At 38.8% G+C, this 23857-nt stretch carries 22 protein-coding genes; 9 read left to right on the top strand and 13 right to left on the bottom strand.

Annotated features, from left to right (window positions below; all coding sequences use genetic code 11):
- Window positions 1–94: 94 nt before the first annotated feature.
- Window positions 95–1642 carry an amidohydrolase family protein gene (locus ABJQ32_00970; GenBank protein MEP5288186.1) on the bottom strand — a complete coding sequence of 516 codons (1548 nt, stop codon included), beginning with the start codon at window positions 1640–1642 and terminating at the stop codon, window positions 95–97.
- A 162-nt stretch (window positions 1643–1804) separates the two neighbouring features.
- On the bottom strand, window positions 1805–2209 hold the full coding sequence (locus ABJQ32_00975) for a nuclear transport factor 2 family protein (protein ID MEP5288187.1): 405 nt from the start codon (window positions 2207–2209) through the stop codon (window positions 1805–1807).
- A 115-nt stretch (window positions 2210–2324) separates the two neighbouring features.
- On the opposite strand from ABJQ32_00975, the gene ABJQ32_00980 reads away from it, so the two are divergent.
- From ABJQ32_00980 to ABJQ32_01010, 7 genes are all read left to right on the top strand, one after another.
- Complete coding sequence (locus tag ABJQ32_00980) at window positions 2325–2939, top strand: Crp/Fnr family transcriptional regulator (protein ID MEP5288188.1); 615 nt, start codon at window positions 2325–2327, stop codon at window positions 2937–2939.
- Window positions 2940–3067: 128 nt separating this feature from the next.
- Window positions 3068–3793, top strand: coding sequence for a hypothetical protein (locus ABJQ32_00985; GenBank protein ID MEP5288189.1), 726 nt, complete (start codon window positions 3068–3070; stop codon window positions 3791–3793).
- Entirely contained in the window at window positions 3790–4203 is a 414-nt protein-coding gene (locus ABJQ32_00990) for a DUF6326 family protein (GenBank protein MEP5288190.1), read from the top strand. Before ABJQ32_00985 ends, ABJQ32_00990 begins: the two co-directional genes overlap by 4 nt.
- An 85-nt stretch (window positions 4204–4288) precedes the next feature.
- Window positions 4289–4648, top strand: coding sequence for a cupin domain-containing protein (locus ABJQ32_00995; protein MEP5288191.1), 360 nt, complete (start codon window positions 4289–4291; stop codon window positions 4646–4648).
- 29 nt (window positions 4649–4677) lie between these two features.
- Complete coding sequence (locus ABJQ32_01000) at window positions 4678–4884, top strand: hypothetical protein (GenBank protein ID MEP5288192.1); 207 nt, start codon at window positions 4678–4680, stop codon at window positions 4882–4884.
- A 15-nt stretch (window positions 4885–4899) separates the two neighbouring features.
- Window positions 4900–5397: an amino acid racemase gene (locus ABJQ32_01005; GenBank protein ID MEP5288193.1), complete on the top strand. Its 498-nt coding sequence runs from the start codon at window positions 4900–4902 to the stop codon at window positions 5395–5397.
- Between the two features lie 62 nt (window positions 5398–5459).
- Window positions 5460–5804 (top strand): 5-carboxymethyl-2-hydroxymuconate Delta-isomerase, encoded by a 345-nt coding sequence (locus ABJQ32_01010; protein MEP5288194.1) that lies wholly within the window; start codon window positions 5460–5462, stop codon window positions 5802–5804.
- Window positions 5805–6241: 437 nt separating this feature from the next.
- On the opposite strand, the gene ABJQ32_01015 is transcribed toward ABJQ32_01010, so the two are convergent.
- From ABJQ32_01015 to ABJQ32_01045, 7 genes are all read right to left on the bottom strand, one after another.
- The gene (locus ABJQ32_01015; GenBank protein MEP5288195.1) at window positions 6242–8845 is read right to left on the bottom strand and encodes an ABC transporter permease; all 2604 of its coding nucleotides are present in this window, start codon (window positions 8843–8845) and stop codon (window positions 6242–6244) included.
- The gene (locus tag ABJQ32_01020) at window positions 8842–9177 is read right to left on the bottom strand and encodes a helix-turn-helix transcriptional regulator (GenBank protein MEP5288196.1); all 336 of its coding nucleotides are present in this window, start codon (window positions 9175–9177) and stop codon (window positions 8842–8844) included. The genes ABJQ32_01015 and ABJQ32_01020 overlap by 4 nt, the downstream gene beginning before the upstream one ends.
- Window positions 9178–9484: 307 nt before the next feature.
- On the bottom strand, window positions 9485–9709 hold the full coding sequence (locus tag ABJQ32_01025) for a hypothetical protein (GenBank protein ID MEP5288197.1): 225 nt from the start codon (window positions 9707–9709) through the stop codon (window positions 9485–9487).
- A 170-nt stretch (window positions 9710–9879) separates the two neighbouring features.
- Entirely contained in the window at window positions 9880–12534 is a 2655-nt protein-coding gene (locus ABJQ32_01030) for a reprolysin-like metallopeptidase (GenBank protein MEP5288198.1), read from the bottom strand.
- Window positions 12535–12579: 45 nt separating this feature from the next.
- The gene (locus tag ABJQ32_01035) at window positions 12580–13611 is read right to left on the bottom strand and encodes a trypsin-like peptidase domain-containing protein (GenBank protein MEP5288199.1); all 1032 of its coding nucleotides are present in this window, start codon (window positions 13609–13611) and stop codon (window positions 12580–12582) included.
- 1 nt (window position 13612) lies between these two features.
- Entirely contained in the window at window positions 13613–14533 is a 921-nt protein-coding gene (locus tag ABJQ32_01040) for a DUF6268 family outer membrane beta-barrel protein (protein MEP5288200.1), read from the bottom strand.
- A 20-nt stretch (window positions 14534–14553) separates the two neighbouring features.
- Window positions 14554–14910 carry a hypothetical protein gene (locus ABJQ32_01045; GenBank protein ID MEP5288201.1) on the bottom strand — a complete coding sequence of 119 codons (357 nt, stop codon included), beginning with the start codon at window positions 14908–14910 and terminating at the stop codon, window positions 14554–14556.
- Between the two features lie 206 nt (window positions 14911–15116).
- On the opposite strand from ABJQ32_01045, the gene ABJQ32_01050 reads away from it, so the two are divergent.
- Together ABJQ32_01050 and ABJQ32_01055 are read left to right on the top strand one after the other, a co-directional pair.
- The gene (locus ABJQ32_01050) at window positions 15117–16157 is read left to right on the top strand and encodes a sensor histidine kinase (GenBank protein ID MEP5288202.1); all 1041 of its coding nucleotides are present in this window, start codon (window positions 15117–15119) and stop codon (window positions 16155–16157) included.
- A complete protein-coding gene (locus tag ABJQ32_01055; protein MEP5288203.1) occupies window positions 16154–16867 on the top strand; it encodes a response regulator transcription factor in 714 nt (237 codons plus the stop codon). Before ABJQ32_01050 ends, ABJQ32_01055 begins: the two co-directional genes overlap by 4 nt.
- A gap of 193 nt (window positions 16868–17060) precedes the next feature.
- On the opposite strand, the gene ABJQ32_01060 is transcribed toward ABJQ32_01055, so the two are convergent.
- The 4 genes from ABJQ32_01060 to ABJQ32_01075 are packed head-to-tail and all read right to left on the bottom strand — an operon-like array spanning window position 17061 to window position 23842.
- The gene (locus ABJQ32_01060) at window positions 17061–17915 is read right to left on the bottom strand and encodes a hypothetical protein (GenBank protein ID MEP5288204.1); all 855 of its coding nucleotides are present in this window, start codon (window positions 17913–17915) and stop codon (window positions 17061–17063) included.
- A 31-nt stretch (window positions 17916–17946) separates the two neighbouring features.
- Window positions 17947–19563 (bottom strand): alpha/beta hydrolase-fold protein, encoded by a 1617-nt coding sequence (locus ABJQ32_01065; protein ID MEP5288205.1) that lies wholly within the window; start codon window positions 19561–19563, stop codon window positions 17947–17949.
- A 43-nt stretch (window positions 19564–19606) separates the two neighbouring features.
- On the bottom strand, window positions 19607–22000 hold the full coding sequence (locus ABJQ32_01070; GenBank protein MEP5288206.1) for an ABC transporter permease: 2394 nt from the start codon (window positions 21998–22000) through the stop codon (window positions 19607–19609).
- A 42-nt stretch (window positions 22001–22042) separates the two neighbouring features.
- Window positions 22043–23842 (bottom strand): serine hydrolase, encoded by a 1800-nt coding sequence (locus tag ABJQ32_01075; protein ID MEP5288207.1) that lies wholly within the window; start codon window positions 23840–23842, stop codon window positions 22043–22045.
- Window positions 23843–23857: the final 15 nt, after the last annotated feature.

Genomic DNA, 23857 nt, shown 5'->3' on the forward strand with positions numbered 1-23857 from the left:
AAACAAACTTTAGGACTTATCGATGGAGGTCGATAATAAAGCTGGACGTTCCCTCATCAATATGGCTATGCCCCAAACCCAATTCTTCAAGCATTCAGTCAGCTAATTGCTTTCTAAACAATGGACTTGATAGCAGTTTATATAAATATTTTACATTAAGATGCCAAGATGAAATTATGTCTTCTGATTGCATTTTCAACTCGTTAAGCGATTCATTTGAATAGTAGCTGCCATTCAGAATCACCGCCTCTATTGATTGGGTATTACTTATATCTTTTAAAGGATTGGCAGTCAATAAAATGATATCTGCTAACATGTTTTCATCTACTGTTCCGAGATCAGTATAGCCTGAAAATTTTGATGGTATTATAGTTGCACTCCGAAGTGCCTCTAACGGTGATAAACCACAATTCACCAACTCTTCTAACTCATCATGTAGAGAAATCCCAGGAAACGTATAGGAGTCAGTGAGGTCTGTACCAGCCATGATGGGCACACCTTCCTTTTGAGCTACTCCAACCAGGTATTTTGAAAGTTCTAGAAGTCTTTTATTTATCCCATTTCCTTCATTGGACATATTATAGCGAGAAGCATTATTCATATCCGGATTCCACCACAGTTTCTTTTGCATACGAGGTATAAACCTTACATGTTCATTGGCTAGAAAAATCGAATCATCTGATAATGCACTACTTTTTAAAGTCTGGAGCGTAGGAACCCAATGAGCCTGATATTCTGCCATCAATCTCATTAATGTAATAGCTTTTAAGGTGTCAAACTCGGCTATCATCTTAGGTTTATGCTGCCTGTATGTATTCACCGGATCAGGACTGCTTACAAGGTCTGATGCCAATGGATAACATTCGAAAAGAAATATCCTTGCATGTTCAAAGCTCCTTTGGCCATTAATAACCGCATCATGCAAGGGTACACCCAATGGCTTATGACCAGCTACATATATATCATATTCAGGTGCTATCATTGCCAAATCTCTATATACCAATGGGTCAATTTCGGAATAGACCTTGATAAAATCAGAACCTTCTTTTCTATAGAACTTTAGTAATTCATGGACATCACTTGTTCTTTCCATTTTAAAAAATTCAGGATAACCATCAGGGACAGAATTCTTGCCATTTATTTGATAGCTACTATGAAGTGGATACCTTGGACTAACAATATTCCCCAGTTCCATTTGATTGTTCCAATACGTTCGATCAGACGTCCCTGCCCAGTAAGAATCATCTCTTCCTAGGTGACCTGACATATCTCGAATAGATGTTACGCCATTGGCAATAAGAAGCGGATGATGAATCCATGGAGATAGTTTACTTGAGTGTGTATGCATGTCCCACAGCCCGGGGATTAAGTACTTACCCTTTCCATTAATAGTCAATTCTGCTGAAGCTATTGTAGCCATTCCCGAATCAATTTTGACAATTCGGTTATCTTTTATCCATACGCTTCTATCTGAAAGTATTTTCCCAGAGTCTACATCGACGATATTAACCGATTGAATAAGGATCGACTTAGGTATAGAGGGTGGTTCAATATTTTCTAACGGCCACCAAATGCCAATTAGAATAATTGCCAAAGCTGAAGCCATGCAGATAAGAAGTGATAAACCTATTTTTTTAATCATGTTATCAGTTTTCCATTCTCACAAAATCGACTGAATGGCACTCTACAAGTTGGTCTTTGAATCGATAATCGTCAACAAGAAGTTCTAAAGATTTTACTTCCATTTTGAGGTTAAAACCCTCAAATTATTGATTCTGTTTCTGAATCTGCAAAGTACGATAAATTAATCTGCGGTGGTAATACGAATTGATTCAATGCTCCATGAATCTCCATCGCTGACTAAACTCAAGTGATGAATGAGAGAAAAATGGTGCTCCGCCGAACAATCGGTAAGAATAGCTTGGGCAGTCATGTCAGTAACATGTATAGTTTTAATATTGATTGTGCGAGAAATCGTCTCTGCACCACTTTCTATTTTAGATCTATAATCAGGAAAAGATCCGGTAATTATTTTTTCTGGGGCAACTTGATATGCAAAATCAATACTATCACTAAATATTTTAGAAGAAGTATGAGTCTGACCTGAAGTGGTCCATTGAATGTAATCCATTAAGGTTGTTCTTATTGGCTTGGTGTGATTATCAATCCCTGAAATCAGAAGCATACAGCTTATTAATATCGTTTTCATTTTATTCTTTTAGAGAACAAAAATTGATCAACGAAGCATCAAAGTCATTCACTTAAGTTAAAAATTGAATTATTTGCCTACCTTCTGAATGATTGGAACATCTAAATAAGAAAGGATGGATATTAGAGATAAGGTAAGGGCTTTCATTAACCAGATCACGATATTAACACAGGAGGAAAAAAACGTAATTGTTGAAGAAACTATCATTGAAGAACCTGAGAAAGGCACCATATTACTAAGACAGGGTCAGGTTCCAAAGCGCTGCTTTACTGTGCTGGAGGGTTGTGTCAGAGAATATACCATCACTAACGGTGAAGAAAAAACTACAGGCTTTTTCATTGAGGGTGATAAGATCACTCCTCATACGTATGATGGCACAGGAGACCCTTCTAATCACTTTCTGGAATGTCTCGAAGATTGTGTACTAACTATAAGTGATAAGAACTTTGAAAAAAGGCTACTCGAACTACTCCCTCGTATCGTCGAAGTAATGCCCGCATTTGCTTTAGAGGAACTCAAGAGGGCAAAAGCAGAATGGACGAAGTTTGTTACCTCTTCACCCGAGGAACGCTATATGCATTTAATGGAGACCTGCCCTTCCCTATTCAATCGTGTTGCTCATCACCAAATAGCAAGTTATCTGGGCATGCAGCCACAGTCTTTGAGTAGGATTCGCAAACGTGTTTTTCATAAAGAAAAACGAAACTCCAATGGTTCGGTAAGCACTTAAGAGAACCCCTCCATAAAGTAAACTTCCACATTACCCTTTGCTTTATTTAAGTGTAATGATCATCTATAAACTTAAGTGAATGCATAGCAATGTGCTGCCATCCAACTTTGTAAAAAAATTAGTTGGATATGACCGCACGAAAAAATCAGAACAAAAGAAAACCTGCCAAAGTATCAATGCGAATTTGCTTTATGACTATTGTCACCTCCTTACTCGTTAGCTGCGCAGGTTATAAGCGAATTAACTCATCAACTGACGAAAATGAGGGATGGACGCTTGTAAAAGTTGAAAAAGGTGACAATCCTTCGTGGAAAGCCTATTCCCGAAAATTAGCAGGAACCAGTTTCATTGAATATAAAATTGAAGGTAATGTGGCATCCACCCCTGATTCTTGTTTCATATGGTTTAAGCGAGACATTCATGAATTAGCTGAAGGTTCAAAGAGCAAAAAGTATCCAACGTATGAAATAGTTCATGAGTCCGGGGACAGTCTAGTCACTTATGTTGTTCATAATGAGCCGTATCCATTGAAAGATACCGAGATGAGTGTCAGATATGTGTATTTCAATCATGACAGTGGCGCTAAAGATGTCAAATGGCGTGAGGCTTGGAATGAAAGATTTATTGAACCCTCGAAAAAATTAAATAGAGTAGAGACCTTCAGAGGTTCATGGACCTTCTCTCCCACTCCTAGTGGTTCCACTGTAGCCGTAACAACAGTGCAATTTGACCCTAAAAACATGCCACGATCTTTAGTTGAACCTATGGTGATCAAGTTCCTGAGAGACGGTTTAGAGGACATCAGAAAGAGGAACTCGCAGAATATTTTAGTAACTCAAACTTCAAGAAAATGATTTTTAATCAAAAGATAAGCCCGCAAATCCTCCTATCCACCTTATGGGTATTTATCCTGCTCAATATGATCTTTAGAGATCTTCATCAATTTGGTCACCCTGGTTTTTTGGAAGAGATGATGACTGGAGTGGTTAACGGTGTGAAAATCACCGAGGAGCTCATGTTATTTGGTGGATTTCTCGCAGAAATACCCATCATAATGGTACTACTATCACGGGTTCTTGTGGATAGAGTAAACAAGTGGGCCAACATCATTGCTAGTGTGGTCACTATGCTTATACTATTTAGCACTTTACCTTCAGCAGATATGGATGACATATTCTTCATGATCATTGAAGTAGCAGCCTTCTTATTAATAATACGAACTGCACTGAATTTATCATTTCTCGATGTTTGCAATAATGGCTAATAATGGCTTAATCCTATATTTTCTTATTTTGACCTTTTAAAGAAAATAAGCACGTTCAACAGCCCAATACACTAAAAAAGTACTTATGAAAACAATCAACATACAAGACAAATTAGATTTGATAAATGATCATTGGAAACCAAGAGTTATAGCTGAACTAAATGGACAGCAGGTAAAAATCTCAAAAATAAAAGGTGAATTTGTTTGGCATGATCACAAAGAGGAGGAGGAGCTTTTTTTTATCATAAAAGGCACAATGATTATGGAATTTAGAGACAAAAAAACAGAAGTAGGTCCTGGAGAAATGATTGTTGTTCCTAAAGGAGTCGAACATAGACCTGTTGCAAAGGAAGAAGTCTGGATGATGCTCTTTGAACCCCAGAACATAAAACACTCAGGAGATGTAATTTCCGATTTAACCATTGATAGCTACGAAAAAATATAGTACTATCAAAGTGTCTAAAGACAATATATATGAAAAAAATTGGATTAGTAGGAGGCATCAGTTGGACGTCTACCTTAGATTATTACAAATATATTAATGAAGGAATAAATCAAAAATTAGGCGGATTTGATGCTGCTGAATGTGTGATCTATTCTTTAAACTTTGGAGATATCCAAAGGAAAGAATGGGTCAACTCATTTGATCTCATTTTAAAGGCCTGTAAAACGATTGAATGAACTGGAGTTGACGCCATAGTATTATGTGCTAATACTGCGCATTTATTCGCTGATACCATTCAGAAGGAAATTGATATTCCAATCATTCATATTGTTAAAGCAACAGCATGTGAAATCCAGAAATCTGGTTTGAAACAAGTCGGATTATTAGGAACGCAATTTACTATGGAAATGAATTTCTACCATGATAAACTCAATGAATACGACATACAAGTACTCATTCCAGAAAGTCAAAAAGACATAGCGGAGATACAACATATTGTTAAAAATGAGTTGGGCAAAGGAATTATTACATCAGATTCAAAAAAGAAATTCATTCAATATGCCAAAAATTTAATTAGCCGTGGTGCTGAAGGTATTGTGCTAGGTTGCACGGAAATCCCATTACTCATAGAGCAAGACGATTTTAATTTTCCTGTTTTTGATACTGCTAAGATACATGTTGAACATATTATTGATTTTGCTTTGAATAATAAACCAGGGAACGTTAATGAAAGTAATTGTATATACTAAACATGGTTCTCCAGACTTCTTATAGCTCGATCTTTCACAACATTTAGAATAAAAAATAATTCATGCCACATTTTGTAATTGACTGCTCTGAAAATATCGTAAAAATAAAATCCCCTAAAGAAATTATTCAGAAAGTATATGATACAGCAGAATCAACTGAGCTTTTTGATAGCGGAGATATTAAGGTAAGGATTAATGCTTTTGAATATTATAATATCGGAAATACTAAAGATGATTTTATTCATATTTTCGCTAATATTATGGAAGGACGAACTATTTCTCAAAAAAGAAATCTTTCTGAAAAAATTATTACTGAATTGAAATTAATGTTCCCTGCTACTCCGATTATTTCTATCAATATCAGCGATTTTGAAAAAACTACTTATTGTAATAAATCTATGGTATGAAATGGAATAGAAGCGTTCGGTAATAACCTACATAACACATTGCCAAAATTTAGCTGACGTCTTGAAAGGTGGAACAATGTGTCTTCATTTCAAATACCTACCTTTAATTAATTATTAAACAACGTTGGTATGTTTTGCTAAGTAATCATATTATACTAATAATCCCGCACACATTTGCCATTCCCACTTGCCTTCCTACTTAAAAATGTCAAAAGAGTGCTCTTATATATATACCAAGAAATGATGTAATCGTTTTTAATTGATGTTACAGGGCTTCCCTAAACTATTAATCCCACCCCTGAACCCAATCTGCCTGCCGCAGGCAAGGCTATTATTAACGGTGGACGCCTAGTCATAATGCAGGATACTACTCAGACCGATAACAGGGCTATTATTTAATGCCAGTTGGCCGAAGACCTACTGAACTGGTTATTAAGTCATTCTACCTTCAAAGCCTCATTAACATCAACTTTAGCCGACTTTGCTGTTTGAGAGATGATCGTAACCCACGCAACGAAAAGTATCAGGAAGCCGGCAAAAACAAAATAGATCGGTCTTAAGGCAATGCGATAAGCGAAACCATCCAACCAAATTTTCATCAAGTAATATCCTAATGGTAAGGCGATCAGTATGGCAATAATTACGAGAGCTATAAAATCACGGGACAAAAGTTGAGCTATTTGAAGACTACTTGATCCCAAGACTTTTCTAATGGCAATTTCCTTAAACCTTGTTTGTGAATGAAAAGCTGTCAGTGCTAAGAGCCCCAGACAGGAAATGGTAATAGCTATGAAAGAAAAATATTTGGATAACGTAGCAATCCGCTCTTCCTCTTCATATAATTTTTGGTAGTTGTCATCAATGAACCTGAAATCGAACGGATAGCCAGGGTTAAATGAAGCATACAATTCTTCCAGTCTTGAGATGGTTTCTATTCTGTTTTCAGATTCAATTTTCACTATGAAATTTTCACCCTTGGATGAGATTGTAAAGTAGAAGGGCTGGATTCTTTCATGCATACCCTGAAAATGAAAATCCTTCACTACTCCGACTATGGTAAGCATCTCTCCTCTCCATAATTTTTGACCTAGCGGGTCTTCATGGCCCATCAATTTTGCAGTTGTTTCATTGATGACGATGGCTGAACTGTCGGATGGAAAATCCGTGGAAAGAAAACGTCCTTCGATCAACTCAACTCCCATCATTTTAGCCATTTCATACCCTCCTTCTATAAAGTGAAACTCTACACTTCTGTCTGCGGGATCCTGATCTTTCCACTGCACGTTGGAACCACCACTTAGCCTGCGCCCCAGGTTTCCCCACATGTAGGATACCTCTTTGATTCCGGGTATATTTTTGGCTTCATTCATAAACGTGCCAAATTCACTGCTCATCTTGCCCTCTAATCGGAATGAAATCAACTGTTCCTGATCGTACCCTAAATTGACTTTATTAACAAATTGAATTTGCATATAAATCACAACCATCGAAACAACGAGGGCCACAGAAATGGTAAATTGAAACACGACCAAACCTTTACGCACCCAGAGACCTCCCATTCCGGATTGTATTTTCCCTTTAAGCGCAGGAACCGGATTGAAGTTTGAAAGATACAGACCAGGGTAAATTCCTGAAATGAATCCAGTGAAGAACGCAATGGACAAAACAGGAATACCTGAACTGAAAATATCAACAGCGGAGAGTTCTTTACCCGTGACCTCATTGAATGAGGATAGCAACAAAAGGACCACTCCTATGGCTATAATCAGCGACAAAAAAGAGATTATGATTGATTCTCCGAAGTATTGATACATCAACTCCTTTCGCTGAACTCCCATGGCTTTCTTCACCCCTATTTCTTTGATTCTTCTGGAAGCTTGTGCCGTGGATAAATTCATGTAATTGATACAAGCGATGAGAAGAATGAATAGCGCGATGAGCGAAAATATGCGCAAATAAATCAATCGCCCCGGTACCGGATGTCCACTTTCATATTGACCATAGAGATATTTGTCAGCGTACGGTTGAGTAAGTAAAGTTTGCCTTGTATGCTTCAGTTTTGTTTTTAAGAAATCCCTTATTTTCTCATTGAAAGCAACAAGATCTACATCCTTATGCAGAACCAAATGTGTCTGTGTTCCACCATTTGTCCAATTATTTACTTCAGGACGTCCAGCTAAAAATTGATCAAAACTAAAGAGGAAATCATAGGTAAATGATGCATTAGTTCTTTTATCAAATACACCGGAAACGATATATGATCCATCAAAAAAATGTTGTCCTTTAAATTGGACGGTCTTGCCAATGGCATCATTGGTGTTTCCAAACAGTACATCTGCAAGCCTTGCAGAAATGACAATATTGTTTTTATCAGCGAACGCTTGTTGTTTATCTCCCGCCATGAAATCGCATTCGAATACATTCAGATAACCATCACCTACAAACTGGGGAAACGCCCTTACATACTCATTATCAAATGAAAGTACTCCTTGATAATACGGGTGTTCCAGCACAGGAAAAGCGTAGGCTACTTCAGGCAGCTCTTTCTCCATCGCTTCCGGTAGCGGTGTAGGTGTCAATTCACTGGTAATCACTCCGGATGGAATATCACTGTTTACCAAAACCTGATGATGCCTATAGCTATCCGCTTCGTTGAATTGATCCATATTCAATTCGTCATTGACCCACAAGAAGATCAATAAGGCACTTGCCAAACCACACGTGAGACCAATGAGGTTGATGAGAAATGTGCTCTTATAGCGCTTATAATTTCGCAAAGAAATGATGATGTTGTGTTTAAACATATCAAATTGGTTATATGATCGATGATGTTTTCCCTTTTTCATCAAGGCGGGCCTCAGCAGTTTTACTGTATCAAAAACGTAGAAAAGTCTGGCTTTTGTAGAACCAAATGCATCTACATTATCCCGAAAGCGTTCTTCAAGGTCTCCTTCAATTTCTTCAAGGAATTCGCGGTGAATCAACCAACGAACCATACTTACAGGCCAGCCAGGAGGTGATATTTTATCTGAATTTCTCATTGAGCTTTACTAATACCGAGTTTAGGCATAGAGTCCCACAATTGAGTACGGATATCTTTTAATTCACTCAATACCTGATGAGCGTATGAGGTAGCTGAGTAGATACGCTTTCTCTTGCCCCCTCTTTTCTTTGAAGCTTCTCCCCATTCTGAGGTGAGGAAGCCCTTTTCTTCCATTCTTTTTAAGGCAGTTTGGATAGCTCCTACGCTTAATCGTTCATTGAGACGTTGCTCTAATTCTCGTTGAATTTCATTACCATAAGCTTCATGTTGTAAGACAATCACTGTGAGCAAAATCAACTCTTGAAACTCCCCTAGTTTAGTCTTCTTCATTTCATTTACTACTAATTGAAGTAAATATAAGAATTATATTTTATACTAATTGAAGTTTTTATTAAAATTTACTAGTATAATTTCAACTTATTGTATGAATCCAGGGTTAATTGTTCGTATAAATTTGACATTCAATCCACCTCTACTCTTCCAAAAATGTCAAAAGACTACTCGTTTGTACCAGAAATGAAGTGCTAATGATAAAAAGGTCTTGGCTGTCCGTCTGGTCCTAAACTATTAATTCCTGCCCTCGAACCGAACCTGCCTGGTGGCAGGCTGGCGCAGAGCTGTATAATAAAGCTCTGGTTTAAGCAGGTATAAAATCCTCCAATTCTTCAACCCAATACCCATACTTAGATAGAGAGTCAATGACCTCATCAGCAATATATTTATGACTCTCTACTTTAAGTATTTTGTCGCAATCTTCTAAGTCGGTACTCCACCTAATTATATCATCGATATTACCAAACATTACTTCTATGTCTAATAAATCCTTTTCCTCCATAGAAGTCTTGAAAACTGAAATAATCATAGATTAACTTACTCTTCTGTTTAAGTTCACACCTCTATATAATGTACTTCATTGCACAGCGCTTGCCCTTTCAGGCAACTAGCTCTAATAATTCAAGTTTCAAACAAAAGCCTCAGAGAGCGTCCACTGCGCGACACTCTCTTTTCGGCATCTTGTCTTAAAAAGTAGTTTTAGTTATTTATAACGCTATACGAAATGACTTGATCATCATACTGAACCAGCAACAGATACAGACCTTTTTGTAAGTCGTTCATATCTAATTCGAAATAACGTCCCTGTTGTTTTGGTGTGACTTTTCGACCGCTAAGATCCGTTAAATATACCTTTACATCTTTTTGCACCGTTACATAAAGTGTGTGACCTGTTGGATTGGGGTAGACAACTAAATCTAGTTCTTTCTGCAGGTCTAATGAAGAACCCAGGGGTATTGCTTCAATAGAGATAGTATTGGAATAGGCTGAGTTTCCTGTTGCATTAAAAGCGGCTACTCTGTATTCATTGGTTTCATTAATATTGGCAGTCACATCTTCGTATTCAGTTGTGTTAAGAGGTACACGACCGATCTCCTCGAAATCATTATTAGTCTCCGATTTTCTTTCAATAATGAATCCATCCTCCAGATCTCCACTATGACCCCATGAAAGTTCTATGGTCATATTACTTAGTGTTCCAGCCAATGTTGCTGGAGATTCCGGGCTGTCTACTTCTGATGGATTAATTCTGAAATTACGATCGTTGACATTGAAAAACACATTGTTTGAAGCTTTTACCATAATACGTGCTTTTGATGTGGCAAGGTTTGGCAATTTTATCGTTGCTTCACCATCATTCGGAGTACCCTCCACAAGTAGAACATCAAAGCTCTCACCTTCGTCAGAAGAATAGAAGATATCGACCGCTTGACAATTAACGGGAGCCTTGTCTGTATTGGCTACATCCCACTGAAGCGTTACATTACTAAGTCCATTATATGATGGATCAGAAAACTGAGTAGTCACCACAAAAGGACCTGCCTGATCCGAAGAAGAAAATGATACGATATCACTAGCGATACCTGCTCCTAGTATACTATTATCTCGTACGGTAACAACGAAATTCAAGTCACGTGTTTTATGCGGCATCACTTCAAAAGATAAGTTATCAGCTGTGCCGTCTATAACTTTTGAAAGTTCAGGGAAATATCTTTTATTGTTTTCGGTTGGGTTGAAACTTCTAAACAAAGGACCATCTCCTTCCCAAAATCGTTCAATATTGTTTTGTTGAGTAGCAGCAATACCACTTAATATAGAGCCATACTGTTCTATAGTAAACCCTTGTTCAATAAACTCGTTTTCAAGGTCAGTTAAATACTGCTCTGAATAGGTTTGATATTCTTCAACTGTTTCAAATACTTCACCATCTTCACCTATCGCAGCATATCTAACATTTTCTATCTTGGTCGCTCTATCGTACTGCTCCCAACAGTAAGTTATAGCATCACCGTCTGCATCATTTCCATCTGCTTCCAAAATAAAAGGGGTATTAATTGGTATGGTAAAACCACTTTCGGAAATGCTAACCGTTGGCGGTATATTTCCAGTGGCTATTGATTCACCGCAATTATTTTCAATAGTTCCAATTACTTTTTCAATAGACCTGACATGAAGATAATCCAAAACTGGAAATACTGCATAGTTGTAGCCTGCACAACCAAAATCATAGCCCATGATAGTAGCACCACTTCCTATTTCGTATGCATCATCAGGAGTATGTCTTCGACCACAACTCGCTGCATATGTATGAAGTGCACCTAATTGATGCCCTATTTCATGAGCGAATATTGACACATCAAAATAATACCCCTCAGGACCATTGTTACTACCACTTTGTCCTAAAGCTTTGTCATTATCTTTACACACAGATGATACCGCCGCAATTCCTCCTGCCCTATCCTTCAAAAAATGATGGCCTATATCATAATTTTCAACGCCAATAAGTTCATTTAACAAAGCAGTCAGAGGATCTATATTAGCAGTGTTGATGATTTCGTAATGCTCTTCATTTTCATATTCACTTCTTTTAGTGTAGATGATCTCATCGAGATTTTCAATCAGTTCAAATGAAATGCTGGCATCTCTTTCGTAAATTTCGTTTACCGTATTAACAGTAGTGGCAATTCCAGTTAATGCTCCCTCAACCGTGCCTCCAAAATGATCAACATAATTTAAATCTGGAATAATTGCCATACGAAGTTTAGTATGAAAATCTCCAGTTCTTCTAGGTGTAAAATCTGCAGATGTAGTTCTTGCAGATAATTGATCTACTATTTCAGTTTCTGTTTTACCCTCTGCACTACAACCTAATGCTGATGTAACATCATTTACATGGTTATAATCAGCCCAACGGTAACTAACATAAATATCGCTATTCGTGCTTTCTGGATTTATTCCATAGGCACCTTCATCACTAAATACAGTCGCACGAAATCCATTAACCCCAATATTTAATCTTATTTTTTCTCCTTTTTCATTGATTCCTTTATAAGTTCTAATGTTGGGGTATTTTGCTTGAAGTTTTGGAGCCAGTACACTCGATTCCATAATTTCAAAATAACTGTCTGAACCTTCAGGCGTAGGAATAGTTATAGTTGCTTTACTATGAGTCTTGACTTTTCCTAAAATACTATTTAGTACATCTTTATTAAGTTGTTTTTTAGTTGAAGGTATTTCTTGCCAGATATCTGCGATCCGAGCGCTGGTTGAGCTTATATCTTTCCATAGACCTGTCGTCTCTTGCGCCAGTAGCAAGTGAGGAATGATCGCTAAAAAAGTGAATATTTTTTTCATAAGTTCTTTAGTTATAAGGTTCATAAAATTGATCGTAGCAATAGCCTACTGTTCAGTCGGAAATCTCAACATCACTTCCTGCATTTTTCCAGCTCTCAAAGTTTTTAGTTTGAAGGTGTTTCTCTCCTCTTCGCTCATTAAGAAAATGGATTTAAAAAACGCGATGATATTTTCCTCGGAAACAATGGGTATATCGTTTACCTCTAAAATGATGTCTCCTCCTATAATGATTTCTTCGTCACCGTTGTTAAATGGCACATTCCCGCCTTTTAAATCAGCCATGAATGCGGGAGACAATGGCACTACACTTTGAATGAGTATACCGCCTGGTTGGGGAACATTTAATAATTTGGCCAATTCCCGATCAACAAGAACGCCATTGATCCCTGTCCACCTTCTTTTATCACTGTCTATAACCAACTGTTTAGTCACATTGATCGTGGCAGAAAAACCTATTCCGTCAAAACCACCGGACTCGCTAATGATCGAGCTGACAAGACCGATAACCTCTCCATTCATATTGAACATGGGCCCTCCGGAATTGCCATGATTAATAGCTGCATCTGTTTGGAAAAATTCTGCAAACGTAAATCCCTCCATTCGCGTCTTTTCTACGCCTTTTCCGCTGATTATGCCTCGAGAAAGCGAGTGCTTCAGTCCAAAGGGCGCGCCAATTACAAATACATCATCCCCAATATCCACAAGGTCTGAATCCCCCAATTCAGCGGCTGGATAATGATTTTCGAAATAGACTAGTTTAATGAGTGCTACATCAGCTACGGTAGCCAGTCGAACTACCTTTGCGGGAAACTTCTTTCCATCATGAAAGATCACAGTAATATGCTCAGCATTGTTTACAACATGAGCTGCTGTGAGAATCTCACCCTGACTGGAAATGAGCACGCCAGATCCTTGAGATCCTTGATAGTTAACATGGCCATCCAAGTCTTCTACCCCTTCTTCAGTTTGAATAACAACCACGCTTGGACTTACTTTTTTGTAAAGGTCACTCAACGATTGACCGTTGAGTAAATTTGGTATAGCAATGATTGCTGTAAGAATTATGTGTTTAATCATTTTATAAGTCATTTGTCTTTTTTGGCGGCACGATCGAAATTCCAAATTGTAAGAATGATCCATTATCAACTTGATATTTTTCATCCTCAAACAGTTCGCTCTGAAGCTCCATGCTTTGCCCTACGGTTATGCCTCCTGAAGCTTTTAGTTGAATTACCTTTCCTACCCGATAACTTATGTTAGGCCCGAATACAACCCGGGTATAGGCTATTTTATTTACCGGCTGCAACTCATCAAGCGGACTTGTTCTTGAATAATTGACATTGTACAACGAGCCATCGACCTCCGCTTTTAATCCTATCGTAAATCTTTTGTAGTAATGATCATAGGTGATCCTGCGTGGCAAGAGCACTTGAAATTTTCCCTTTTGGGATGTGAAAGTCAGTTGAAGAATAGGAAGCAAAATGGGATCACCAAATCTGGATGTGAAAACCACCCCTCCTCCATATGAAAATCGATCAGATTTTTTCTTGACGAATAGTAAGGATCCATTGAATAGAAAATCGTCTCCTTCTATTTGGGTATTGAAGGTAGATGATAGCACCGGATTGACATTAAGCAAGGCAGCCCAGTCATGCTTGAGTTTATGTAGAATAGTTAATCGGTAACCAACCAAATGAAGGTTTTGTCCATCAATACCTAACATAATATCATTATCTGCGAATGATGTCACCAGTCGGTACTGCAGACCATTGATTAAAATGGTTTTCTCATTTTTAAGCTTCTTGGGAACGTTGAGAAAGAAATTGTATTCATTCACCTCAATTTCCCGGTTTAGTGGTGAGTCTTTCACTTTGGCACTCGGGAATCTGGTGACGCTGATCCCCCCTAGTTGAAGGTCCTGTCCTATAGTAGGTGAACTGCTCACTAAAAGTGTGATCACCATACTAAATAGCAAGGTAAAATTTGTTGGAAACCTCATTCTGAGATAATGAGGTTGGATTATTTAGCCCGGGTCCACTCAAGGTCTCGGGATACGAAACCAGCACTCACCTCAAGAAGTAACTTGTCTCCTTCCACCTCACATGCTACATCGAGGGTTTTGTCTCTTTTTCTTGAATATATCTTTCCTACCCATTTGTCTTTTTTGTATTCAAGGTTAAGTATCTGTCTTTCGGGATGTTTTTCACCTTTCGAGTCAATAGGGATTCCTTTGTACTTATTATCTATTTTATAGATTTCTATTTGTGCATCACGGGTATCCCAAACTCCGATGATCAGATCCTGTTTATTTTGAGCGGCAAGGTGATTTGATATGATACATATGGCTATTCCCAAAAGAATGATGAAGTTTTTCATGCCGTTGTGTTTTGATTTCTAGGCGAAATTATTTCGACTATCAGCCAGCATGAAAAAAGATTTACGAATTGCCAATATTCATGAACCAAATGACCATTACGACGATTAAAGCCTTTCAATTATGAAAATCAATCATTTATGCGACAAAATCGTCACTTCATTCATTTGATAATTTTTTATATGAATCTGAGTATATTCTTGCAATGATGAGTCAGGCATTATCAAAGACGGAGCGATTTCTCAAGGTGGGTCCTTACCTTCTATGGTTTGGTATGCATGCTGCTATTGGCTTGGTACTTACTTATGAGAGGAGTATAACAGTTACCCTATACTACCTGGTCACTTATGTTATTTTTGGCACTCTTATTATTTGGATCTTCGGATATAAACTATTCCCAAAATATCTTGCAGGAGAAGGAAAAATAGATCGGAAAATTGGTCTATTGCTGAGTGCTAGTATCGTCCTATTCATCATTGGTATTTATGCACATACTCTTATGACCGATATCCTCGGATTGGAGCAAGTAAAAGAACAATACGCTCCTAAATCAGTCAGGATAATTTTATGGGTTTTGATGGTCTTTCTGGGGATATTTTATAGAGTCAGTATGCGGGTGGCTCGGGTTTATTATAAGAATGCATTATTAAAAATTGAGCATAAAGCACAAAAAGTAGAGGCTGAACTGAAATTATTAAAAAGCCAGATTAGCCCACATTTTCTTTTCAATACACTCAATAACATTTATGGACTCGCATATCTGAGAGATGAGCGGGCAGCTGAAATGATCTCAAAACTATCCAAGTTGCTTCGCTATTTACTGTATGATTGTGACCAGCCTGTGGTACGTTTATCGAAAGAAAAGGAGCTGATCGAACACTATTTAAGTATTCAGTTACTAAAACATGAAAATCCAATCAATGTAGATCTGTATCATGCTGGAATAAAGAATGATCAAATGATCGCACCAATGATCTTAATTAACTTTATTGAAAACTGTTTCAAACACTCCGACCTGGAGAGCAATCCGCAAGGTTGGATCAAAATCAGTTTGGAAGTAGAAAATAATGAACTCAATTTTCGAACTGAAAATACAATCAAAGAAGTTCAGAAAACTCAATTGGACCATAAAGGAATAGGACTCACTAATTCCTTAAAACTCCTTGAAGCTAATTATCCTGGGAAACATGAAATTGATATTATCAGCGAAGATCATGTGTATCAATTGAACCTAAAGATGACCTTATGAAAATGAAGTGTCTCATTGTTGATGATGAAAATATTGCACGAAAAATTCTCTCGGAATACGTGAGTAAAGTACCTGAGTTGGAATTGGTAGCTACATGCAGTTCTGCACTTCAGGCACTCAATCATATTAAAGAGGATAGTATAGATATACTGTTTCTCGACATTCAAATGCCTGATCTTACCGGACTTGATTTTCTGAAAATTTTGCCGAACAGGCCTGCTACCATTCTCACCACCGCCTACTCTGAATATGCTGTTCAGAGCTATGAACTGGATGTGGTGGATTATTTATTAAAGCCTATAGATTTCGACCGATTTTATAAGGCTGTCGCTAAAGTTATTTCCTTAAAAGATCCAAAAGTCGAGCATCGCTCGAGCATAAGCTCTTTGCCACAAGATGACAAGCTATTTATCAAGGCAGATAATAAAATCATTAAAGTCACATTTCAGGATATAATTGTCATTAACGGCGATGGGCCTTATGTGAAAATTCTTACAAAGGATGGACGCAAAATCATGTCCTTGCAGTCTATGAGTAAACTCGCACAAATGCTTCCTGTCAATTTTTTTAGAGTCCATCGATCACACATTGTGAATATTGATTACATAGACAGCATTGAAGGCAACACCATTAAGCTTGGTGAAGAAAAAGTCGTAATCAGCAAAAACATTAGGGATGAATTTTTTAAAATGATTAATAGTTCGTCGTAGTTAATCTTTGGTTACGTTTGATAACCAAATAATACTACGTACTGCTGTCATAGGAAATGCCTCCAGACTCCTTTTCCAGTGATCCATAAGAAATAAAAACGTTGGCCTCCAGTTCGTTAGCTGCCTTCGCATTTAGATCTACGAGATCAGGAATATCATCAGCTCTCAGCGAAGGACTGCCAATTTTCTTTTTCTATTTAGGTCTTAATGTTTCAATGAAGCTCGCATCCACCCAGTAGATATCTACATTATTCTCGTCTATCTTCCTGTTGAAGAGCATGTATTTGCCGTCAGGCGTAATAGTGGCATAAGAGTCTGATTCAGCTGAGTTGATCCTGTCGCCCAGGTTAATGGCTGGTCCCCATGAACCATCCTGCTGTTTGTATGTGATGTAGATATCGGCATTTCCATAGCCTTCTGCTCTTTGGTCATCCCAGATCAACCAAGACTCATCTGGAGCAATGAAGGGGTGGGCATTAAATATTCCCAGATCAAGGTTCAACGTTTGCGGTGCTTCTCGCTTGCCGTTTACCAATCGTGAGTAGCGGATCGGTATTTCCTCTTTTGCTTCGTCAAAATAGTACGTGCCTTTTGATGAAGTAGTCAGGCGCATGATACGCATGTCTTTGAAAGGTGAGTCAAGACTTTTGAGTTCTGACCACCCTGTATCCGTCCGCTCCATGTACTTCCTTCCCAAGTGCATAATCTTACCATCATTGGAGATAAAGGGCTCTCCCACTCTGGGGCCAGTTATTGACTCGTTCCATTGGTTATCCTCATATTTATAGACGATCATACTTGGCTTATCGTCCTCATCGTATCGCACAAAATAGAACTCCTTCATGTCAGGTGTAAAGGCACTGAAAAGCTCATACAGCTCCGTGGAAACCATGCCAGGGGCAAATACTTCAGCAGTTAAGCCAGGTGGCTTTTGTCCGAGGTATGCACCAGCAAGTCGTGCACCAAAAGCGTTTTGATCGTATTCCTGGGCAAAGACCGTATGCAGCGATAAAATGCCCATCAATGTAAATAGTCGTGTAACCTTCATGTGAAAATGGTTTTTATGCTTTGGTTGATCATCAATCAGTAGGTCTCACTTGCTCAATGATTTCTGTGCTCACCCAATGGATATTTGATAGACCGATCTTCCCCTCCCGTTCGGCTCTGCCAAAAAACAAATATTTGCCATCCGGAGAGATACTCGGACTTTTTTCATTTAACCCAGAGTTGACCGCACTTCCCAGGTTAATGGCGTCTGCCCATGATCCGTTTGATTCCTTGAAACAGACAAAAACATCATTATCCGTCCTACCTTCTACTTTGGTTCGGGCGGTCATCACTAGGTAGTCCTGCGATGGGGAAATGAACGCGTGATTGCCGAATGCAATGTCTACTTCCTCTACTTCAGGAAATTCACCGTTTTGGTTGATGGCAACATACGTCTTCATTTTTGCCAAATTGAAATAATAGAGGTTGCCGTTTTTCGCATGATTGGGATAAAACACCGGATCATCATTGATGGGTGAATCAAGCTTTATAGCCTCGCTCCAGCCATTTACTAAACGGTTGACGTACCAAATTTCAGGGCCGGCACCCGAATCAAGCACAGTGAAAAAGATCCGTTCACCGTCCGGGCTAACGAATGGATGTAATTCTTCATCTGCTTCTTCTTTGGTAAAATTGATTCTTTCCAGGGGCGTCCATTGCGTATCAACGAGCTTTGAATGGTAGATGTGTGTTTCCTCATTTTCATCATTCGCTCCTAGATATAGTTCATCTAAATCAGGAGTGAACGATATGGCGCCTTCAAACCTGCCATCAATTGAAACGATATCTGGAGCAAAAACTTCTGGAATTAAGCCTGGTGGCTTTTGTCCAAAATAGGGACTTTCAGTAGTTGGTGGATCACTATCTTTTATCAAGTCTGCTAACCAAGTGACGCCCTGGATTGCAGTCATCGGAAATGATGTTCGATGGTCACCCTCCACCACAATATGCTTAAAGGTTAAACTCTCATCCTTGAGGTTTTTAAGTAGGGTAATAAATTCTTCGAAATGCTGCTTGTCCACCTCCTTTTCCGATTCGCCATAGGATACAAAAACATTTGCGTTCAGTTCTTTCTGTCCATTAGCCGTGGACCCAAATTCATAAATTTGCTGCGTGACTGTGGAGTCACCTCCAAGAGCTGGGCTGCCAAGAATGAAGTTTTTAAAGGCATTGGGGTGTTTCGATAATATGTAAGCACCAACTAAAGCACCAGAGGAATATCCAAAATAGGTACGTCTATCAGCATCAGCTCGGTAACTGTTTTCTATGGTCTTAAACACATCGTTTCGGATAAAATTCATATAGCTGTCCACCGTCCGAAATGTCATTCCTTTTTGAAAGGTAACCCCGACTAAAATAACGTCTTCGATCAGCGTTTCAGAGGCAGCAGATAGTATTTCTATGTGCTGCACCGGGTGAGTAAAATACAGCACAGGGTACACCATGTCGCTGTTTTCTGCATATCCTTCTGGCAGTTTTACGTAAAGCACATCTTGTGCTTTTGTTTCAGAATTATTGATGGTAATGACTTGTGTTCTCGGCATTTCATATGCCTTTAGTGAGTCATCTTTTACCCCGTTATTTTGAGCAAACGAAACGGTAATTGATACGAGACCTAATACTATGGTTGATATGGCTGTTTTTATCATTTTTTGTCTTAGTTATTCACTGATTACCTGATCTATGGCTTCCCTATTCACTCCTCAGCTTCTGGGCAGGGTTGGCTGTGGCGGCTTTACGCGCATGATAACCAGTAGTGAGCACCGTTATAATAATTGTACCCAGCAATACGGTTGAAAATATGGTAAACCCTGGAGTTATATGGAATTGGAAACTTTCCAGCCAACCCATCATTGAAAAATAGGCAAAGAAGGACGCGGGTATTGCAGCGATGACAATCAGAATCACAAAGTCTTTGACCAGAAGATTAATTAGGCCTTGTGTATTGGCACCAAGCACTTTTCTAATGCTAATTTCCTTGGCGCGTTGCTCTGCGGTATAGGAAGCCAGACCCAATAGACCTAAGCAAGCAATCAGTATGGTCATGACAGAAAAACCCAAAAACAACTGCCCACGGATTTGATCCGCTTCGTAATGCTCCATGAACTGTTCGTCAACAAATACATACTCAAATACCGTGGTAGGGTAGGTTTTTTTCCAGGCATTTTCAATAAAATCAATGGTCGGTTTAATGTCTCCGGTGATCTTAACAATGGCGGAATGATTGATATGACTTGGAATGAAAACCAGGGCAGTGATTGGATCGTAAAGTGATTCTTGATGGAAGTCTTTTACAACACCTACGACACGAGCGGAAGGTATTGAGTCATTTCTCGTCACCCTGATCTTTTTACCAATTGGGTTCGTCCAGTTCATTCTTCTAACTGTAGCCTCGTTCACCATTACGGCTTGAGAAGAATCAGATGCATAATCCAATGAGAAATTTCTTCCCTGAACTACCGCAACACCGATGGTAGAAAAGAAGTCATAGTCAACTCGATAATTACCAAATGCAATGTTGTCCATTGGCCCCTCTTCCGTTTCGATTTGAAGCACGTTATTAGGGTAACCATTTCCAGGAGTAGAGCTTGCAGTTGCTGTTCCGTCTATATTAGCATTTTGAGCTAATTCATTTTTAAGGACATTCCATTTCTCAGCATCTGAGTTACTTCTAAAGTTTATTTGCATCATCTGCTCTTTATCAAAGCCTAAATCTTTTCCCCTGATAAATTGCATTTGAGTATAAATCACCAAAGTCCCTATGAGCATGAAGATGGAAATGGAAAACTGTATCGTTACCAAAACCTTCCTCAATAATTTACCGCCGGACTTTACTCCCCCGCCTTTGAGTACAGCGGCTGGCTGAAACGAAGACAAAAAGAAAGCTGGATAGCAACCGCCCATGAATCCTGTGACAAATACAATACCGATGACCGCTACTATCACTTGGGTATTAAGTAATTCCTGAATAACCAAATGAGTACCTACCATGCTGTTTATTGCGGGAACCGCGACTATTATGACAATCAGACTAAGAATTAGGGAGATGAGGGTGATTAAAATTGATTCAGTCAAAAATTGACCTATTAAACCACCTCTTTGGGCACCCATTACTTTTCTCAAACCAACTTCCATGGATCGCTTGACGGATCGTGCTGTGGCCAGATTCATGTAGTTGATACTGGCAATAATGATGAGGAAAATGGCTATCGCAGCAAATATTTGAACATACTGAATGTTCCCAACAGGCACTGGTTCATTTTCAAAATCTGAAGTTAAATGGATACTCTTTAGTGGCATTGGTACCATTTTAACCTTGATGTTGACCGGGTCGAAGATGGGAGCTATATATTTAGCAACAGTTGAATCAAGCTTCACTTGTAGTGCTTCTTGAGTGACCCCTTCACTGACTAGCACGTAGGAAAAGACACCCCATCGTCCCCAGAACGTATCTCCATCAGGGAAGATTGTTTTCCAGGACACCAACGCCTCAGCGAGCAGATGAGAAGCGTGAGACATGTCTTTATAAACGCCTGTAACCTGCAGGGACATTTCCCTGTTTCCACCGCTTCTAATTATTTGACCGATTGGGTTTTCATTTTTGAATATTTTCTCTGCCATTGACTGATTGATGACAATCGAATTGGGCGCCTCCAAAGCTGTCTCAGGATTTCCAGCTACAAATTCGTAATCAAACAATTCAAAAAGCGTAGAGTCAGCAGCATAGACATTGTCTTGAAAGTAATCCACCTGATTGAACTCAAGTCGCATACCCCCTTGACCACCTATTCCACTCATTCGAGCGGCCTGTACTACCTCTGGGTTTTCGTTTTTAACTGTAAATGCGGCTCTACTTGTCATGTTCGACCACCTAAATACACCATCAGGCTCAGTAAATTGTGTTGATAGACGATAGATCCGATCTCCTTTGGTATGCTGCTGATCAAAACTCGTTTCGTGAAAAATATACAGTAGGATTATTAAGCTAGAGGCTATCCCCACCGTAAGTCCAGTAATATTAAGGGCGGTGTAGCCAGATTGTCTTAGAAGATTTCTGAAAGCGACCTTTATATAATTTTTAAGCATACTAGTTGTTGTTGTTATCTGTTATGGTCAATTGCAGGATTTCTATTCGCTTTTTTGTAGTTCCTTAAGTTCATGCCTTGCTCGATTATTTTGAGGATTCAACTGAAGTGATTTAGTGTAGTTTGCAATGGCCTGATCAATCTCCCCAGCTTTCATGCAGGCTTCTGCATAACTATCGTATACCTTGTAGCTATCAGGATAGAGCGCCATATTCACTTTGAAAGTGTTTAATGACAATGTCATTCTATCGGCGTGGTAAAAATCATAACCAATATCATCTATATAGTATTCAGTAACCATCGGATGAGCAGGGTCTAGCTCCTTCAAATTCTTATAGGCTATCAGCGCGTTTTCAAAATCACCTTCAAGTAGGAATTCTACTGGATTTTTCTTATCACTTGCGACCTTGACTAGGGTTGAAATTATTGTTCCATCGTTTCGGTTGAGATGCTGTAAATTGATTCCTCCATTTTCAGAATCCGGTTTAAACTGAATAAATCGACTGGAATTTCTTCGTGCGAAAAGGCTATCCGATACTTTGACTAGTTCTACCCCCTGTTCATCAAGTATGTCTTTGTAAAACAGTTGATTGTTCTTTTGATAGACTTCCACAATCATGTCGTCAGATTGGTACCTCCCGGTAATTTCATCTACAGACGACTGTTCAATTTCTATCTTTTGATGTACAGGAACATAATTATCCCAATCATACGCCAAGGCTACAGCGCGCATTACTTCAGCATTAAATTCGGGAAAAGTGGAATTTGTTAACACCACCACACCATAGCCTTTGTCTCTATGAGCCGCTATCTCAGCATAAAAACCTGTATTCCATCCGTGATGCCTGAAGTAGACTTCATCATTTCTATTTAAAAGTTGAAACCCTAACCCGAGTGTAAATGACCAACCGGAATCACGCACGCCATATGGTGTACCCATTAATTCTGTCAGATCTTTTGATTGCTGTACATGGGTTATGAATTTTGCATAGTCCTCGGCAGTTGTCCATAATCCACCTGAAGCCATTGCCGGCTGAATATTTCTTCCACCTTTTACCATGGAACCATCTTGTAAATAAGCTGTTGCAACCTTCGATAATTGCTCGGGTGTAAGGGTTTGATCAAACGTACTGTTGTTCATTTCTAATGGTTTCAACACGTATTCATGCATGATCTCTGGGAATGTTCCCCCCTCAACATCCAGCATCATTTGCTGAATGGGCACATAGCTAGCGTAGGCAAAACGAACACTTTCGTCAGGCTCTTTATTTACGGAAATTGGCTCGTTTGAGGCTGGAGGAGTTCCGTTTAATATCTCTACAAGTGTTGGAATTTTTGCATCTATACTATATGATCCCGTTCCACGAGGATGTATTCCTGCCGAATGATTTAAAAGATTTCTTATGGTTACTTTCTTTTCCCTGGTAAATTCATTTTCTGGTACTTTCCAGGATGTTAAATAGCTGTTAATATTTTCATCCAAGTCCAGTTTATTTTGTTCTACAAGACGTAGTGCTCCATAGGCCGTTACCGGCATGCTGGTTGCTGCTGCCTGGAAAAGTGTTTGTATGGTTACTGGGGTTTGACTTTCCTTATCCATCACACCATAAGCTTTTGTCCACGCAATTTCTCGGTTATGTATCACTGCAATGCTTACACCTGGAATGCCATAGTGTTTCATGCGATCTTCTATAGACCATGTGGAATCACCCGCTATGTGTACCCAAGTGGTGAGACCAGTTTCTACCTTTTTAATTAAATCAGCTGTAGTATCCTCATTGGATTTTTCTGTACAGGATTGGAAAATAATGAGGAGGAAGAGGACTGAGATACTGTTTTTCATAGTTTTGTTTTTACT

This window comes from Marinobacter alexandrii (genome assembly GCA_039984955.1).
In the GTDB taxonomy this organism is placed as follows: domain Bacteria; phylum Bacteroidota; class Bacteroidia; order Cytophagales; family Cyclobacteriaceae; genus Ekhidna.